The organism is Streptomyces sp. NPDC033165 (assembly GCF_055577965.1).
Window position 1 is genome coordinate 700,900 of the sequence record NZ_JBVIPK010000003.1, and the last position, 15,582, is coordinate 716,481.

The following is a 15,582-nucleotide window of genomic DNA, read 5'->3' on the forward strand; positions in this document are numbered from 1 at the left end:
GCACTTACCAGATGTTAGATCACTCTGCGTGGCCGATCGGCGGACTTGCGGTCACGGGTGCGGGTGCGCTAAGGCCTGGGCGGGCCCCAGGGACGTCCGGCGATCACGGGTGGGCGAAGTCCAGCGTGTGCTCGCTGACGAAGTGCGGGTCCACGCGGAGGTAGGCCGGTGCGAAGGGCTCCCCGTTCACGGTGACGGGTGCGGCCCCGAACAGTGCCCGCTGCTCGGGGCAGGGGTGCACGATCTCGGCGGGGCCGGTGAACTGCACCGACCACAGGTCGCCGCCGTCGCCGGAGGACGGGTGGTTGTAGTTGTCCGCGCCGTACGCCACGACGCTCCCGTTGCACGCCTCGTGGTAGCCGAAGCCGCTGTGCATCCGCAGCAGGATGCGGCCGTCGCTCACGATGTGCCGGGCCACGGCCAGGAAGGGCAGGGCCCGCATGCTGGTCGCGAGCCGGCCGTACGGGACCCGGCCGAGCAGCTCGATCGGCTCGACCCGCTCGATCGTCCCGGTCGAGCGGGGTCCGTCGGGGGAGCCGTGTGAGTCGAAGGGCATGGGCTCCACTGTCCCCCGCCCGTAGGGACCGCGTAAGAGTCGCCTGCCCCGGGCGGCCCGGGACCAAAGTCCCCCGCGATCGAAGTCCGCCGAGATCAAGGCCCCCCCCCGCGATCAAAGTCCGGCGGGACCCGTCTCCCCCGGGGAACCTCAGCGGCGCTCGGCCTGGAGTCGCGCGACGTACGCGGCCGCCTGCGAGCGGCGCTCCATGCCCAGCTTGGACAGCAGGCTGGAGACGTAGTTCTTGATCGTCTTCTCGGCCAGGTGCAGCCGCTCCCCGATGACCCGGTTGGTCAGCCCCTCGCCGATCAGGTCCAGGATCTTGCGTTCCTGTTCGGTGAGGCCCGCCAGCTTGTCGTCGCCCTTGCCGTTGTTGCCGTCGCGCAGCCGCTCCAGCACCCGGGCGGTGGCCACCGGGTCCAGCAGGGATTTTCCGGCCGCCACGTCCCGTACGGCATTCAGCAGTTCGTTGCCGCGGATCGCCTTCAGCACATAGCCCGAGGCCCCGGCCATGATCGCGTCGAAAAGCGCCTCGTCATCGGCGTACGAGGTGAGCATCAGGCATTTGATGTTCTCGTCCTGGGAACGGACCTCCCGGCACACCTCCACCCCGCTGCCGTCGGGCAGTCGCACGTCGAGCACCGCCACATCGGGACGCGTCGCGGGGATGCGCACCAGCGCGTCCGCGGCCGTGCCCGCCTCGCCGACCACCTCGATGTCCTCCTCGACGGAGAGGAGCTCGTGGACGCCACGCCGGACGACCTCATGATCGTCGAGCAGAAATACCGTGATTTTTCCATCTTCGCGCACGATCGCAGTCTCACACACTCGCTTCTCCTCCGCTCTTCCCTGGCGCTGATCCGCGGGATAACGTGCCGTTGTTCCGGCGGCCTGCAAGGCTGTTTCCAGTGCTGTGACCAGCAGAGCTTCGCGATTTCTTCGATTTACTTGGAAATCCAAGCAAAATCGCAGGTCAGATAGGGTTTCGCAGTTATGCGATGCACTGGGTAACGTGCCTATGACAGGGCGCTCGCCGGGGCACCTGTCACGCCTGATCCCCGGCCGAGCGGCACCCACCCCGTGCACGGGCCCGGATTTCAGGCGAGCCGCACTGGTTCCCGGCAGACCCCGGGGGCCGGACCGACGGAGGAGCACGCACGTGACCGTGGAGAGCACTGCCGCCGCGCGTAAACCGCGACGCGCCAGTAAGCGGACCAGCGCCGCCAAGAAGCCGCAGAGTTCCGAGCCGCAGCTCGTACAGCTGCTGACGCCCGAGGGCGAGCGCGTCGAGCACCCGGACTACAGCATCGACCTGAGCGCCGACGAGCTGCGCGGTCTGTACCGGGACATGGTGCTCACCCGTCGCTTCGACGCCGAGGCCACCACCCTCCAGCGCCAGGGCGAGCTGGGCCTGTGGGCCTCGCTGCTCGGCCAGGAGGCCGCGCAGATCGGCAGCGGCCGGGCCCTGCGCGACGACGACTATGTCTTCCCGACCTACCGCGAGCACGGCGTGGCCTGGTGCCGCGACGTCGACCCGACCAAGCTCCTCGGTATGTTCCGCGGGGTGAACCACGGCGGCTGGGACCCGACGACCAACAACTTCCACCTGTACACGATCGTCATCGGCTCCCAGACGCTGCACGCCACCGGCTACGCCATGGGCGTCGCCAAGGACGGCGCGGACTCCGCCGTGATCGCGTATTTCGGCGACGGGGCCTCCAGCCAGGGCGACGTCGCCGAGTCGTTCACCTTCGCCACGGTCTACAACGCGCCCGTCGTCTTCTTCTGCCAGAACAACCAGTGGGCCATCTCCGAGCCCACCGAGCGCCAGACCCGCGTGCCGCTCTACCAGCGCGCGCAGGGTTACGGCTTCCCCGGCGTCCGGGTCGACGGCAACGACGTCCTGGCCTGTCTGGCCGTCACCCGATCCGCGCTGGAGCGGGCCCGCCGCGGCGAGGGCCCGACCCTCGTCGAGGCGTTCACGTACCGCATGGGCGCGCACACCACCAACGACGACCCGACGAAGTACCGGGCCGACGAGGAGCGGGCCGCCTGGGAGGCGAAGGACCCGATCCTGCGGCTGCGCACCTACCTGGAGAAGGAGAAGCTCGCCGACGAGGCCTTCTTCACCGCGCTGGACGAGGAGAGCGAGGCTCTCGGCAGGCGGGTACGGGAAGAGGTACGCGGGATGCCCGACCCCGGGTCGATGGCCCTGTTCGACCATGTCTACGCCGACGGCCACCCCCTCGTCGACGAGGAGCGGGCCCAGTTCGCCGCCTACCAGGCATCGTTCGCCGACTCTGCCGAGGAGGGCAAGTAGCCATGGCCGTGGAAAAGATGTCCATCGCGAAAGCGCTCAACGAGTCGCTCCGCCTCGCCCTCGACACCGACCCCAAGGTCCTCATCATGGGCGAGGACGTCGGCAAGCTCGGCGGCGTCTTCCGTATCACCGACGGCCTCCAGAAGGACTTCGGCGAGGACCGGGTGATCGACACCCCGCTCGCCGAGTCCGGCATCGTCGGCACGGCGATCGGCATGGCCCTGCGCGGCTACCGCCCCATCGTCGAGATCCAGTTCGACGGCTTCGTCTTCCCCGCGTACGACCAGATCGTCACGCAGCTCGCGAAGATGCACGCCCGCGCGCTCGGCACGATCAAGCTGCCGGTCGTCATCCGTATCCCGTACGGCGGTGGCATCGGCGCGGTCGAGCACCACAGCGAGTCCCCGGAGGCGCTCTTCGCGCACGTAGCCGGGTTGAAGGTGGTCTCGCCCTCCAACGCGAACGACGCCTACTGGATGATGCAGCAGGCCGTCCAGAGCGACGACCCGGTCATCTTCTTCGAGCCCAAGCGGCGCTACTGGGACAAGAGCGAGGTCGACACCGACTCCATCCCGGGCCCGCTGCACAAGGCCGTCACCGTCCGCGAGGGCAGCGACCTGACGCTCGTCGCGTACGGGCCGATGGTGAAGGTCTGCCTGGAGGCCGCCGCGGCCGCGCAGGAGGAGGGCAAGTCGATCGAGGTCCTGGACCTGCGGTCGATGTCCCCGATCGACTTCGACGCCATCCAGACGTCGGTCGAGAAGACCGGCCGGCTCGTGGTCGTCCACGAGGCGCCCGTCTTCTACGGCTCCGGGGCGGAGATCGCCGCCCGCATCACCGAGCGCAGCTTCTACCACCTCGAAGCGCCGGTGCTCAGGGTCGGCGGCTACCACGCGCCCTACCCGCCGGCCAGGCTGGAGGAGGAGTACCTGCCAGGCCTGGACCGGGTGCTCGACGCCGTCGACCGCTCGCTGGCGTTCTGAGGAGAGGTTCGTGACGACGATGACCGAAACGTCTGCTCGTTTCCGTGAGTTCAAGATGCCCGACGTGGGCGAGGGACTGACCGAGGCCGAGATCCTCAAGTGGTTCGTCCAGCCCGGTGACACCGTCACCGACGGGCAGGTCGTGTGCGAGGTCGAGACGGCGAAGGCGGCCGTCGAGCTGCCGATCCCGTTCGACGGCGTGGTGCACGAGCTGCGCTTCCCCGAAGGTACGACGGTCGATGTCGGCCAGGTGATCATCTCGGTGGATGTGGCTCCGGGCAGCGAGGACGCGGCCCCGCTGCCCGCCCCCGCGCAGGAACCGGTGGCGGCCGCCACCGAGCCCGCCCCGGCCGAGGAACCCAAGGGCCGCACCCCGGTCCTGGTCGGCTACGGGGTTGCCGAGACCTCCACCAAGCGCCGCCCGCGCAAGGGGGCTTCGGCCGCTCCGGAGGCGGCCGCGGTCGCCGCGGCGGTACAGGCCGAGCTGAACGGGCACGGGACTCCGGCGCCCGCTCCGGAGGCGGTGACCGCCCGCCCGCTGGCGAAGCCGCCGGTACGGAAGCTTGCCAAGGACCTGGGAATCGACCTGGCGACGGTGACCCCGACCGGCAAGGACGGGATCATCACCCGCGAGGACGTGCACGCGGCGGCGGCCCCGGCTGCCGCGGCTTCTCCGGCCGCGGCACCGACGGCCCCGGTCTCCGAGCCAGTGACGGCGGCGGTCGAGGCCCCGGTGGCCTCGGCCTCCGCCCGCGAGACCCGTATCCCGGTCAAGGGCGTCCGCAAGGCGGTCGCCCAGGCGATGGTGGGCAGCGCGTTCACCGCTCCGCACGTCACCGAGTTCGTCACGGTCGACGTGACGCGCACGATGAAGCTCGTGGCGGAGCTCAAGGAGGACAAGGACATGGCGGGGGTGCGGGTCAACCCGCTCCTCATCATCGCCAAGGCCCTCCTCGTCGCGATCAAGCGGAACCCCGAGGTCAACGCCGCCTGGGACGAGGCCAACCAGGAGATCGTGCAGAAGCACTACGTCAACCTGGGCATCGCGGCCGCCACCCCGCGCGGCCTGATCGTGCCGAACATCAAGGACGCGCACGACAAGACGCTGCCGCAGCTCGCGGCGGCCCTGGGCGAGCTGGTCAGCACGGCCCGGGACGGCAAGACCTCCCCGGCCGCGATGGCGGGCGGCACGGTGACGATCACCAACGTCGGTGTCTTCGGCGTGGACACGGGCACCCCGATCCTGAACCCGGGCGAGTCCGCGATCCTGGCGGTCGGCGCGATCAAGCTCCAGCCGTGGGTCCACAAGGGCAAGGTCAAGCCGCGCCAGGTCACCACCCTGGCCCTGTCGTTCGACCACCGCCTGGTCGACGGCGAGCTGGGCTCCAAGGTGCTGGCCGATGTGGCGGCGATCCTGGAGCAGCCGAAGCGCCTGATCACCTGGGCGTAGGTGCCTTTTCCGGTGGGCCCGTCCCTGTGGGCGGGCCCACCGGCATGTCCAGGCTTCACCGTACGGAGAGTTCGGCAAACACGCTCTTGCCGACCGTGCGAGGCTCGACGCCCCAGTCGTCGGCGAGCTGAGCGACGATCAGGAGCCCGCGCCCGTAACAGTCGTCAGCACCGGGCTGCCGGAGGCAGGGCAGCCGCTCGCCGCGCGGATCACTGACGGCGGCCCGGAGGGCGACCTCGGTGAGGGTGAGGTGGACCCGGAAGAGCCGACCCCGGATGGCCCCGTGCAGCAGTGCGTTGGTGGCCAACTCGCTGACCAGGAGCGCCGCGTCACCGGCGAGCGTCGGGTACCCCCACTGGAGGACGAGCCGAGCGGTGCGGTGCCGGCTGAGGACGACGCTGTGCGCGGTGGGCGTGTAGTCGACGCGGTCTTCGCGGAGGACGGGCCGGGGGGCCGGGGCGGGGAGTTCCTGGGCTGCGGTCATGGGCGCGTGCCTCCGGGGTGGGGTGGGCGGTGGCTCTGTCGCCGGCTGCGGTGGGCAGGGCGGTGCGCTTCCGCCGAGTCGGCTCCGCTGTGCGAGCGGCGGAGTACTGAAAGTAGCCATCGTCAGTGGTGGGGGCAAGTGAAACGGGGACACTTGTCCCCATCGAGTGACGGCGGTCGACGCGCTGTCCCGGAAGGCGGGACACTGAGGTGGTGAATCGAGCGACTCCGCAAGGCAACCGGTCGTCAACTGTCCTGGGCCGCAGGCTCGGTAGCGAGCTGCTGCGTCTGCGCGATGCGTCCGGCAAGACGCAGCAGCAGGCTGCCCAGGTCATCAGCGCGACCAACTCGAAGATCGTGAAGATGGAGCGCGGGTGGGTTCCGATGAGGGACCCGGACATCCGAACGCTCTGCGAGTTCTACGGTCTGGAGGACGCGAAGTCCGTCGGGCGGCTACTGGAAGTTGCCCGACTGGACCGGGAGCGCCGTAAGGCGAAGGGCTGGTGGAACCAGTACCCGGAGCTGCGTTCCCTCGTCGAGTACGTCGCGCTCGAAGACATCGCAACAGGCGTCCGGACCTGGCAGGGGGCTTTCGTGCCGGGGCTGCTCCAGACCCCGGACTACGCCAGGGCGCTCGCAGTGGGGAACGCGGACTGGGGCGACCCGGACGAGATCGAGCGCTTCGTCGAAGCGAAGATCGCGCGGCAGGCGCGCCTCACTGACAGCAACCCCCTCGCGCTGTGGGCGATCGTCGGCGAGGGAGCCCTGCGGCAACTGGTCGGCGGCCGCGAGGTGATGCGGGCTCAGCTGGTCCGTCTGGCAGAGGCCGCTGCCGAGCCAAATGTCACCGTGCAGGTTGTCCCCTTCCTCGCGGGCTCGCACCCTGGCATGACCAGCGCTTTCAGCATTGTCTCGTTCGCTGAACCCGGTGCGATGGACGTGGTCTACATGGACACGACGTCGTCTACCCTGTGGCTGGAGAGCGAGACGGATGCCGACCGCCACAACGTCACATTCGGACGCATCGCCAGAAGCGGGCTCGCTCCCCGCGATTCCATCGCTCTCATAGGGCGTATTCGCAAGGAGTTGTAGCTGTGTCCCACTTCGAGTTCGTCAAGTCCAGCTACAGCAGCGGCAATGGCGAGTGCGTCGAGGTGGCCCGCAACATCCCCCCGACCGTCGCCGTCCGCGACTCCAAGCGCCCCGACGGCCCCGTCCTCACCCTCGGGCCCACTGCCTGGGACGCCTTCACGGCCGACCTGCGCCTTCGGCAGCCGTAGACCGTAGGCCGGTACGTACGGCGAAGGGGCCCGGCCCGCACACACCGTGCGGGCCGGGCCCCTCGCTCGTACGCGCGGGTGAGGCGGGTTACTTCTTGAACCCGTAGTCCATGAGCTTCTTCGCGTCGGCCGTGCGGTTCGCCTCGGAGGACGACGTGAGCACCGTGCCGATGACCGTCTTGCCCTTGCGCGTCGCCGCGAAGACCAGGCAGTACTTGGAGGTCGGGCCGGAGCCGGTCTTGACGCCGGTCGCGCCGCTGTAGCTGCTGAGCATCTTGTTGGTGTTGCTCCACGACATGTAGCGGTAGCCGCCGTTCTTCGTGGTCACCTTCTGCTTCGTCGACTTCGTCTTGACGATGGTGCGGAAGGTGGAGTTCTTCATCGCCTTGCTGGCGATCTTCGTCAGGTCGCGGGGGGTCGAGTAGTTCTTGCCACCCCCTATGCCGTCGAACGAGTCGAAATGGGTGTTCTTCAGCTTGAGGCTCTTCGCCGTGGCGTTCATCTTGCCGATGAAGGACTTCACGCGGGCCGCACGGGTCTTGCCGGTGCCGAACTTGTCGGCCAGGGCATACGCGGCGTCGCAGCCGGAGGGCAGCATCAGGCCGTAGAGGAGCTGGCCCACGGTGACCTTGTCGCCGACGATCAGCCGCGCGGAGGAGGCGTTCTTGGAGACGATGTAGTCGCTGTAGGCCTTCTGGACCGTGACCTTCGACTTCAGGTTCACCTTCTTCTGCTGGAGCACCACCAGGGCAGTCATGATCTTGGTGGTGGAGCCAGTGGCCCGGCGGGTGTCCGCGGACTTGGTGAAGAGGGTCTTGCCGCTGCCGTCGTTCATCACGAAGCCGCCCTTGGCGACGATCTTCGGAGTCGGCGGTGTGGCGGCGTGCGCCGTGGAGGCGAAGGCGCTGCCCGCGAGCACCGCCCCGGCGGTGAGCGTCACGGTGGCCGTGACGGTGACGCGATTGATTCGCTTGATGCCGAATTTCAACTGAACGCTCCAAATGCCCCTGATGCGCGGCCACATAAGGGTGCCGCTCGGTGGGTGAGACTCCCGGGGCGGGGCAATGGATGTGTTACCGAACGGGTGAATCCGCGCAGGCTTGACCGTGAGGCGTCGGTGCGCAGCAGCCCTTGCCCCGCCAGGCGTCGCGGCCCTCCTTGAGAGCGATGGCGGCGATGGCGAGAGCGGCGACCGGGTCGGCCCATGACCAGCCGAGCGCGGCGTTGAGGACCAGTCCGACCAGCAGGACGGCGGAGAGGTAGGTGCACAGCAGGGTCTGCTTCGAGTCCGCGACGGCGGAGGCGGACCCGAGTTCACGTCCCGCCCGTCGTTGGGCGGCCGACAGGAACGGCATGACTGCCAGCGAGAGCGCCGCGATGCCGATGCCGATGAGAGAGCGCTCGGCCTCGCCGGTCCCGGCCAGCGCCCGGACCGCGTCTACGGCGACGTACGCGGCGAGTGCGAAGAACGACACGGAGATGATCCGCAGTGCGGTTCTCTCCCGGGACTCGCGCACCGCGTGATCGCGGGCGGAGAACTGCCAGGCGACGGCGGCGGCGGAGGAGACCTCGACGACGGAGTCCAGGCCGAAGCCGATCAGCGCACTGGAGGAGGCGATCGCTCCGGCGGTGAGGGCGGTCACCGCCTCGATGACGTTGTAGGCGATGGTGACCGCGACCAGCAGCCGTATCCGGCGGGCGAGTGCGTCCCGGCGGGCCGGAGAGGGGCCGAGGGGGAGCGCGGTCATCAGCAGCAGCCCTTCGTCTTCGCGTCCGGGCACGTGCGGTCGGTCTCCACGGCGACCACTGCGGAACGCAGGTCGTCCAGTGCGCTGCCCAGACGTTCGTCGGCCAGTTCGTAGCGCGTCCGGCGGCCGTCGGGCACGGTGACGACCAGGCCGCAGTCGCGCAGGCAGGCCAGGTGGTTGGAGAGCCGGGTGCGGGAGATGCCCAGGGCCTCTGCGAGGTCGGAGGGGTACGCCGGGGCCTCGCGGAGCGCGAGCAGCAGGCGGCAGCGGATCGGGTCGGCGAGCGCACGGCCGAACCGCGCGAGCACCTCGATGTCGGAAGTGACGGTCAGCATGGGGTGACTGTACAGCGATTGCTGAATTCAGGAAAGCGTGAACTGTGAGCCCTTCGACCGCTCCGGAGTTCCAGAATCCGGACGCTGATCCACATGCGTGCATGTTGTATCTATGCTGTGTGCATGCTCGCCGCGCCCTCCGCCTCCGCACAGCCGACGTCCTCCTCCCTCAAGCGCCCGCCCGCCGCCGAACGCGTCTACACGCACATCAAGGAAGCGGTCCTGGACCGTCGCTACGAGGGCGGGACGCTGCTCACCGAGGGGGATCTCGCGGACGCGGTCGGGGTGTCCCGGACGCCCGTGCGGGAGGCACTGCTGCGGCTGGAGGTCGAAGGGCTGATCAAGCTCTACCCGAAGAAGGGCGCCCTCGTGCTGGCCGTCTCCGCGCAGGAGATCAAGGACGTGGTGGAGACCCGGCTGCTGGTCGAGGAGTTCGCGGCGCGCAAGGCCGTGCCCGCGTCGCCGCAGTTGATCGCCCGGCTCGAACAGCTCCTGGAGGAGCAGCGGCAGTTGGCGGAGGACGGCGATCTGGCGGCCGTGGCCGTCAAGGACCGGTGCTTCCACGCCGAGATCGTGAGCCACGCGGGCAACGAGATCCTCTCGCGCCTCTACGACCAGCTGCGCGACCGTCAGCTGCGGATGGGCGTCGCGGTGATGGAGGCCCACCCCGGCCGGATCGAGGCCAACATCACCGAGCACGGCGAGCTGCTGTCGGCGATCCGGGCCGGGGACGCCGAGGGGGCCGCGCAGGTCGTGCGGCGCCACGTCGGCCGGGTGCGGGTGCTGGTCCGGGGTGAGGACCGGTGAGTTCGGCCGCGCCCACGCTCTCCCTGCCCGGTGATCCACCCGGGGGGCGGCGCGCCGCCTGGGTCTGGGGTATCGGCGTGGCCGTCTACTTCGTCGCCATCATCTTCCGTACGAGCCTGGGCGTCGCCGGACTCGACGCCGCCGACCGGTTCGACGTCAACGCCTCCGCGCTCTCCACCTTCTCCATCCTCCAGCTCCTCGTCTACGCGGGCATGCAGATACCCGTCGGGCTGATGGTCGACAGGCTCGGAACCAAGAAGGTCCTCACCATCGGGGCCGTCCTGTTCACCGTCGGCCAGCTGGGCTTCGCGCTCGCCCCTTCGTACGGGATGGCGCTGGCCGCCCGCGCCCTGCTCGGCTGCGGTGACGCGATGACGTTCATCAGCGTGCTGAGGCTCGGCAGCCGCTGGTTCCCGGCCCGGCGCGGGCCGCTGATCGGCCAGGTCGCCGCGCTGTTCGGGATGGCGGGCAACCTCGTCTCGACGCTGTTCATCGCGCGGGCCCTGCACAGCTACGGGTGGACCACGACCTTCGTCGGGAGCTCGCTGGCAGGCGTCGTGGTGCTGGTGCTGCTCCTGCTGTTCCTCAAGGACCACCCCGAGGGCCACGAGCCGCCGCCCGCCGAGCACGCGGGCGTCTCGTACGTGCGCCGGCAGATCGCCGCCGCCTGGCGGGAGCCCGGCACGCGGCTCGGGATGTGGGTGCACTTCACCACCCAGTTCCCGGCGATGGTGTTCCTGCTGCTGTGGGGGATGCCGTTCCTCGTCGAGGCGCAGGAGCTGAGCCGGGGAACGGCGGGCACGCTGCTCACGCTGGTCGTGCTGTCCAACATGGTGGTGGGGCTCGTCTACGGGCAGATCGTCGCCCGGCACCACGAGGCCCGGGCCCCGATCGCGCTGGGCACGGTGGCGACGACGGCCCTGCTCTGGGCCTCAGTGATCTTCTACCCGGCCGAGCACACGCCGATGTGGCTGCTGGTCGTACTGTGCCTGGTCCTCGGCGCCTGCGGGCCCGCCTCGATGATCGGCTTCGACTTCGCCCGGCCGGCCAATCCGCCCGAGCGCCAGGGAACGGCCTCGGGGATCGTCAACATGGGTGGCTTCATCGCCTCGATGACCACGCTGTTCGCCGTCGGGGTGCTGCTGGACGCGACGGGCGCCAACTACCGCGTCGCGTTCGCCTCGGTCTTCGTCCTGGAGGCGCTCGGCGTCACCCAGATCCTGCGGCTGCGCCGACGCACGGCGCTGCGGGAACGCGACCACCATGTGATCAGCCGTGTCGAGGCCGTGCACGTGCCCGCGTAGCCCCTCCCGATACGCGGGCACGTCCCCGGGCGGCTACGGAGTGACGGCGAAGTTGTCCAGGATCGCGGCGGCCAGCTCCTGGTCGCCCTCGACCTTGATCCGGTCGGCGACGGCCGCGGGGCGGACCCGGCCGCAGGCGAGGCGGACGTACGTCTCCCAGTCGAGCGACAGCGTCGCGGCGGGGCCGAGCGACGGCGCACCGTCTATCGAACCGCGGCCCTCGGCGTCGACGCGTACCGTCCGCAGGAACTCCACCGGACCGTGTACATCGAAGACGACCGCCGAATTGGCGGGGGCGCCCGCGTTCTTGGCGACCACCTTCGGCAGCCCGAGGAGCAGGGTGTCCCGGGCGATCAGCGCGCCGGGAGAGTCGAGGTTGCCCGGCTGCCCGAGCGTCGTGCGCAGGTCCTGCTCGTGCACCCAGACGTCGAAGGCCCGCATGTGCAGCGCCACTTCGAGGGTCTGCTCAGCGCCGAGCGGGGCGCGGACCATGGTCTCGGGTGTGCGCGACTCGTTGCGGAGCTGCCGGGCCCGGCGGATGAGGACGTACTCCAGCTCGGAGGTCATCTCGGGGGCGGTGTGGTGACGCCGGACGTCGACCTGCATCTCCATGTAGCGGGCGAAGTCGCTCTGCACGTGGTAGAGGTCGCGCGGCAGGGTGTGGATCGGGCGGGGGTCGCCGAGCATCTCGCACTCCATGCCGATGACGTGCGACACGATGTCGCGCACCGACCATCCCGGGCAGGGCGTACGGCGGTTCCACTCGCTCTCGGCGAGGGGCGTCACCAGCTCGGCTATCGCCTCGATGGAGTGGGTCGCGGCGTCTGCGTAGTTCTGGAGGCTGGGATGGACGGTCACGGGACCCCTCGTGCGGTTCTGCGGTGCATGGGCTGGAGAGCAGGGAGTGCTGGCGGGCGGGCGGGCACTGACGGCGCTGTCGGCGGGCTGCGTGGGAGGTTCGGTGGCTAAGTTACGCTGCGAGCAGGCACCCCGGCAGTGCTTTCGTGTGACGATCGTAGGCCTGTGTTGACGGCTCGAATGCCAGGACGGTGGTAGTGTGCGCGCCTCCCTCATCCAGATCGCAGTAGACCCGGAGGAATCGGTCAATTCCCGCAGGGAGCGGGTGGCCTCGCTGGTCGCCGCCCAGCGGGGAGCCGATCTGGTGGTCCTCCCCGAGCTGTGGCCGGTCGGCGCCTTCGCCTACCAGGCCTTCGCCGAGGAGGCCGAACCCCTTCAGGGCCCCACCCACGACGTGATGGCGAAAGCGGCCGCCGAGGCGGGCGTCTGGCTGCACGCCGGTTCGTTCGTCGAGCGCGCCGAGGACGGCACGCTCTACAACACCAGCCTCGTCTTCTCCCCCCAGGGAGAGCGCTCGGCGGTGTACCGCAAGATCCACCGCTTCGGCTTCGACCAGGGCGAGGCGGTCATGATGGGCGCGGGCGAGGAACTGGTGACCGTCACCCTGCCGCAGACGACCCTGGGCCTCGCCACCTGCTACGACCTCCGCTTCCCGGAACAGTTCCGCGGGCTCGTCGACGCGGGCGCCGAGACGCTCGTCGTGGCGGCGGGCTGGCCCGAGCGCCGCCGCGCCCACTGGACGCTCCTGGCCCAGGCCCGCGCAGTGGAGAACCAGGCGTACGTCCTCGCCCTCGGCACGGCGGGCACCCACGCGGGCGTCCCGCAGGCCGGGCACAGCATCGTCGTCGACCCCTGGGGCGAGGTGCTGGCCGAGGCCGGGCCGGACGAGGAGATCCTCACCGTCGAGTTCGACCCGTCGAAGGTCCACACGACCCGGGAACAGTTCCCGGCCCTGAAGGACCGCCGCCTGGGGCTGACGCCGCCGCGCCTCTGAGCTTCTCGCTGTGTCACGAGGGTCGTTGTTTCACGTGAAACAACGACCCCCGTGCGGGCGCGGTGTCAGCCCTCGGTCTCCTTGTCCGCCAGCACGATCACGCACATCGCCACCCCGATCAGCAGCGCGGTGTCGGCGTCGTCGCGGACGACGTCGATGCCGTACGTGTCCCGGATCGTCAGCCAGCGGCGCGAGATCTGGGCCAGCAGCTCGCCGTCGTACTCGATGGCGAACTCGCGGTCCAGGATCTTGCCGCTGACGTCCAGCTCCGTGCCGTCCGCCAGCGTCACGCGGTAGTGGTTGCGGAGCAGGGACAGCCGCTTGCGCTTGACCTTGGCCAGCTCCTCACCGCCGCGCTCGATGAGCATCGTGTCGCGCAGGCTGATCAGCTTCTGGCGCAGCTCGATCAGGACCCGGCCGTCGGCGTCCTTGAGCTCGAAGGTGTCGCGCAGCCGCATCGCCTTGCCGTCGACCAGGAACACCTTGCGGCCCTCGGTGTCCTCGATCCAGTAGTCGTCACCGATGGCGAACAGCCGCTCACGCACAACAAGTCTCATGCGACACAGGTTCCCCCGGGGCCCGGCGGAATGCGCGCAGGCGGCCACGGTGTTGACTGGTGGCATGGCAACTCGTGCACGCGTCCGCGCCCCCGAACTCATCGGCAAGGGCGGCTGGCTGAATACAGGCGACCGGCAGTACACCCTCGCTGACCTGCGAGGGCGCATCGTGATTCTCGACTTCTGGACGTTCTGCTGTGTGAACTGTCTGCACGTCCTGGACGAGCTGCGCGAGCTGGAGGAGAAGCACCGCGACACCGTGGTGGTCATCGGCGTCCACTCGCCGAAGTTCGTCCATGAGGCCGAGCACCAGGCCGTCGTGGACGCCGTCGAGCGCTACGAGGTCCACCATCCCGTCCTCGACGATCCCGAGCTGGCCACCTGGAAGCAGTACGCCGTACGGGCCTGGCCGACGCTGGTCGTCATCGACCCCGAGGGCTATGTCGTCGCCCAGCACGCGGGCGAGGGGCACGCCCACGCCATCGAGACGCTCGTTGCTGAGCTGGAGGCCGAGCACGCCGCCAAGGGCACGCTCCGCCGCGGCGACGGCCCCTACGTCGCCCCCGAGGCCGTCGCCACGCATCTGCGCTTCCCGGGCAAGGCGCTGCTCCTGCCCGGCGGGGGCTTCCTCGTCTCAGACACCACCCGGCACCGTCTGGTCGAGCTGGACGCGGACGGCGAGACCGTACGGCGGTACTTCGGGACGGGCGAGCGCGGTCTCGGCGACGGCGGCCCGGACGAGGCCCGGTTCAGCGAACCGCAGGGGCTCGCCGCCCTCCCCGACGGGCGCATCGCGGTCGCGGACACCGTCAACCACGCGATCCGGGCCCTCGATCTCACGACCGGGGTGACCACCACCCTCGCCGGGACCGGCCGCCAGTGGTGGCAGGGGAATCCGACCAGCGGTCCGGCGCGCGAGGTGGACCTCTCCTCGCCGTGGGACATCGCCTGGTTCGGTGACCGGCTGTGGATCGCCATGGCGGGCGTGCACCAACTGTGGACGTACGACCCCGAGGGGCAGACCGTGCGTGTCGCCGCCGGGACCACCAACGAAGGGCTGGTCGACGGACCGGCCGCCGAGGCCTGGTTCGCCCAGCCGTCCGGGCTGGCCGTCTCCGCCGACGGGGAGCGGCTCTGGGTCGCCGACTCGGAGACCTCCGCGCTGCGGTACGTCGACCGCGACGGGCACGTCCACACGGCCGTCGGCACCGGGCTCTTCGACTTCGGCCACCGCGACGGGGCCGCCGGCCAGGCGCTCCTGCAACATCCGCTCGGCGTGACCGCGCTGCCCGACGGGTCCGTCGCGATCAGCGACACGTACAACCACGCGCTGCGCCGCTACGACCCGGCCTCAGGCGAGGTCACCACCCTCGCCACCGATGTCCGCGAGCCCAGCGACGCGTTGCTGGTCGACGGCGATCTGGTCGTCGTCGAGTCCGCCCGCCACCGGCTGACCCGGCTCCGCCTGCCGGAGGAGGCGGTCCGGGTCGCCGACCAGGCGCACCGCACCCAGCGGGCGGCCACCGAGATCGCCCCGGGAACCCTCCGTCTCGACGTGGTCTTCCAGGCGCCCGCCGGACAGAAGCTGGACACCCGCTACGGGCCCTCGACCCGGCTGCTGGTCTCCGCGACCCCGCCCGAGCTGCTGGCGGACGGGGACGGAGCGGGCACCGACCTCGGGCGCGACCTGGTCCTCGCGGACGGGGTCACCGAGGGCGTCCTGCATGTCTCCGCGATGGCGGCGTCCTGCGACGACGACCCGGCCAACGAGTACCCGGCCTGCCATGTCCACCAGCAGGACTGGGGCGTTCCGGTCCGCGTCACCGCCGACGGCACCGCCCGGCTGGCGCTGGTCCTGGCCGGGATGGACAGCCCTGCCTGACGGCGGATCGCTTGACGGCTCCGAC

The 15,582-nt window shown here is 70.1% G+C and carries 17 protein-coding genes; 9 read left to right on the plus strand and 8 right to left on the minus strand.

Annotated elements, in window-relative coordinates; genetic code table 11:
* Window positions 1-103: 103 nt before the first annotated feature.
* Both ACZ5WC_RS11080 and ACZ5WC_RS11085 read right to left on the minus strand, forming a co-directional pair.
* Window positions 104-556, minus strand: coding sequence for a pyridoxamine 5'-phosphate oxidase family protein (locus ACZ5WC_RS11080; protein ID WP_468540490.1), 453 nt, complete (start codon window positions 554-556; stop codon window positions 104-106).
* A gap of 150 nt (window positions 557-706) precedes the next feature.
* On the minus strand, window positions 707-1,366 hold the full coding sequence (locus ACZ5WC_RS11085; RefSeq protein WP_468540491.1) for a response regulator: 660 nt from the start codon (window positions 1,364-1,366) through the stop codon (window positions 707-709).
* Window positions 1,367-1,715: 349 nt separating this feature from the next.
* Between ACZ5WC_RS11085 and pdhA the strand changes: the two genes are divergently transcribed.
* From pdhA to ACZ5WC_RS11100, 3 genes are read left to right on the plus strand one after another with little or no spacing between them, the layout of a single operon-like run.
* The gene (pdhA, locus tag ACZ5WC_RS11090) at window positions 1,716-2,876 is read left to right on the plus strand and encodes a pyruvate dehydrogenase (acetyl-transferring) E1 component subunit alpha (RefSeq protein WP_468540492.1); all 1,161 of its coding nucleotides are present in this window, start codon (window positions 1,716-1,718) and stop codon (window positions 2,874-2,876) included.
* Window positions 2,877-2,878: 2 nt separating this feature from the next.
* Window positions 2,879-3,859: an alpha-ketoacid dehydrogenase subunit beta gene (locus ACZ5WC_RS11095; protein WP_096628834.1), complete on the plus strand. Its 981-nt coding sequence runs from the start codon at window positions 2,879-2,881 to the stop codon at window positions 3,857-3,859.
* 10 nt (window positions 3,860-3,869) lie between these two features.
* Window positions 3,870-5,309, plus strand: a complete 1,440-nt coding sequence (locus ACZ5WC_RS11100) for a dihydrolipoamide acetyltransferase family protein (protein ID WP_468540493.1) — start codon at window positions 3,870-3,872, stop codon at window positions 5,307-5,309.
* A 55-nt stretch (window positions 5,310-5,364) separates the two neighbouring features.
* On the opposite strand, the gene ACZ5WC_RS11105 is transcribed toward ACZ5WC_RS11100, so the two are convergent.
* Window positions 5,365-5,793 carry an ATP-binding protein gene (locus ACZ5WC_RS11105; RefSeq protein WP_468540494.1) on the minus strand — a complete coding sequence of 143 codons (429 nt, stop codon included), beginning with the start codon at window positions 5,791-5,793 and terminating at the stop codon, window positions 5,365-5,367.
* A gap of 212 nt (window positions 5,794-6,005) precedes the next feature.
* Here ACZ5WC_RS11105 and ACZ5WC_RS11110 point away from each other — a divergent pair, with 212 nt between their 5' ends.
* Window positions 6,006-6,884 carry a helix-turn-helix domain-containing protein gene (locus ACZ5WC_RS11110; RefSeq protein WP_468540495.1) on the plus strand — a complete coding sequence of 293 codons (879 nt, stop codon included), beginning with the start codon at window positions 6,006-6,008 and terminating at the stop codon, window positions 6,882-6,884.
* A 2-nt stretch (window positions 6,885-6,886) separates the two neighbouring features.
* Window positions 6,887-7,072 (plus strand): DUF397 domain-containing protein, encoded by a 186-nt coding sequence (locus ACZ5WC_RS11115; protein WP_468540496.1) that lies wholly within the window; start codon window positions 6,887-6,889, stop codon window positions 7,070-7,072.
* A gap of 88 nt (window positions 7,073-7,160) precedes the next feature.
* Here ACZ5WC_RS11115 and ACZ5WC_RS11120 read toward each other — a convergent pair whose 3' ends face one another.
* The 3 genes from ACZ5WC_RS11120 to ACZ5WC_RS11130 form a co-directional block, all read right to left on the minus strand.
* Complete coding sequence (locus tag ACZ5WC_RS11120; RefSeq protein ID WP_468540497.1) at window positions 7,161-8,060, minus strand: D-alanyl-D-alanine carboxypeptidase family protein; 900 nt, start codon at window positions 8,058-8,060, stop codon at window positions 7,161-7,163.
* An 85-nt stretch (window positions 8,061-8,145) separates the two neighbouring features.
* Window positions 8,146-8,820, minus strand: coding sequence for a cation efflux transmembrane domain-containing protein (locus ACZ5WC_RS11125; protein ID WP_468540558.1), 675 nt, complete (start codon window positions 8,818-8,820; stop codon window positions 8,146-8,148).
* Window positions 8,820-9,155, minus strand: coding sequence for an ArsR/SmtB family transcription factor (locus tag ACZ5WC_RS11130; RefSeq protein ID WP_468540498.1), 336 nt, complete (start codon window positions 9,153-9,155; stop codon window positions 8,820-8,822). The genes ACZ5WC_RS11125 and ACZ5WC_RS11130 overlap by 1 nt, the downstream gene beginning before the upstream one ends.
* A 123-nt stretch (window positions 9,156-9,278) precedes the next feature.
* Between ACZ5WC_RS11130 and ACZ5WC_RS11135 the strand changes: the two genes are divergently transcribed.
* Both ACZ5WC_RS11135 and ACZ5WC_RS11140 read left to right on the plus strand, forming a co-directional pair.
* Entirely contained in the window at window positions 9,279-9,962 is a 684-nt protein-coding gene (locus ACZ5WC_RS11135) for a GntR family transcriptional regulator (protein WP_468540499.1), read from the plus strand.
* Window positions 9,959-11,266 (plus strand): MFS transporter, encoded by a 1,308-nt coding sequence (locus ACZ5WC_RS11140; protein WP_468540500.1) that lies wholly within the window; start codon window positions 9,959-9,961, stop codon window positions 11,264-11,266. Before ACZ5WC_RS11135 ends, ACZ5WC_RS11140 begins: the two co-directional genes overlap by 4 nt.
* A gap of 33 nt (window positions 11,267-11,299) precedes the next feature.
* Here the strand turns inward: ACZ5WC_RS11140 and ACZ5WC_RS11145 are convergent, their stop codons facing one another.
* Window positions 11,300-12,124 (minus strand): maleylpyruvate isomerase family mycothiol-dependent enzyme, encoded by an 825-nt coding sequence (locus tag ACZ5WC_RS11145; RefSeq protein WP_468540501.1) that lies wholly within the window; start codon window positions 12,122-12,124, stop codon window positions 11,300-11,302.
* A 199-nt stretch (window positions 12,125-12,323) separates the two neighbouring features.
* Here ACZ5WC_RS11145 and ACZ5WC_RS11150 point away from each other — a divergent pair, with 199 nt between their 5' ends.
* Window positions 12,324-13,118: a carbon-nitrogen family hydrolase gene (locus tag ACZ5WC_RS11150; protein WP_468540502.1), complete on the plus strand. Its 795-nt coding sequence runs from the start codon at window positions 12,324-12,326 to the stop codon at window positions 13,116-13,118.
* 65 nt (window positions 13,119-13,183) lie between these two features.
* On the opposite strand, the gene ACZ5WC_RS11155 is transcribed toward ACZ5WC_RS11150, so the two are convergent.
* Window positions 13,184-13,675 (minus strand): LURP-one-related/scramblase family protein, encoded by a 492-nt coding sequence (locus ACZ5WC_RS11155; protein ID WP_468540503.1) that lies wholly within the window; start codon window positions 13,673-13,675, stop codon window positions 13,184-13,186.
* Between the two features lie 64 nt (window positions 13,676-13,739).
* Between ACZ5WC_RS11155 and ACZ5WC_RS11160 the strand changes: the two genes are divergently transcribed.
* Window positions 13,740-15,557, plus strand: a complete 1,818-nt coding sequence (locus ACZ5WC_RS11160; protein ID WP_468540504.1) for an NHL domain-containing thioredoxin family protein — start codon at window positions 13,740-13,742, stop codon at window positions 15,555-15,557.
* The last annotated feature ends 25 nt before the right edge of the window (window positions 15,558-15,582 follow it).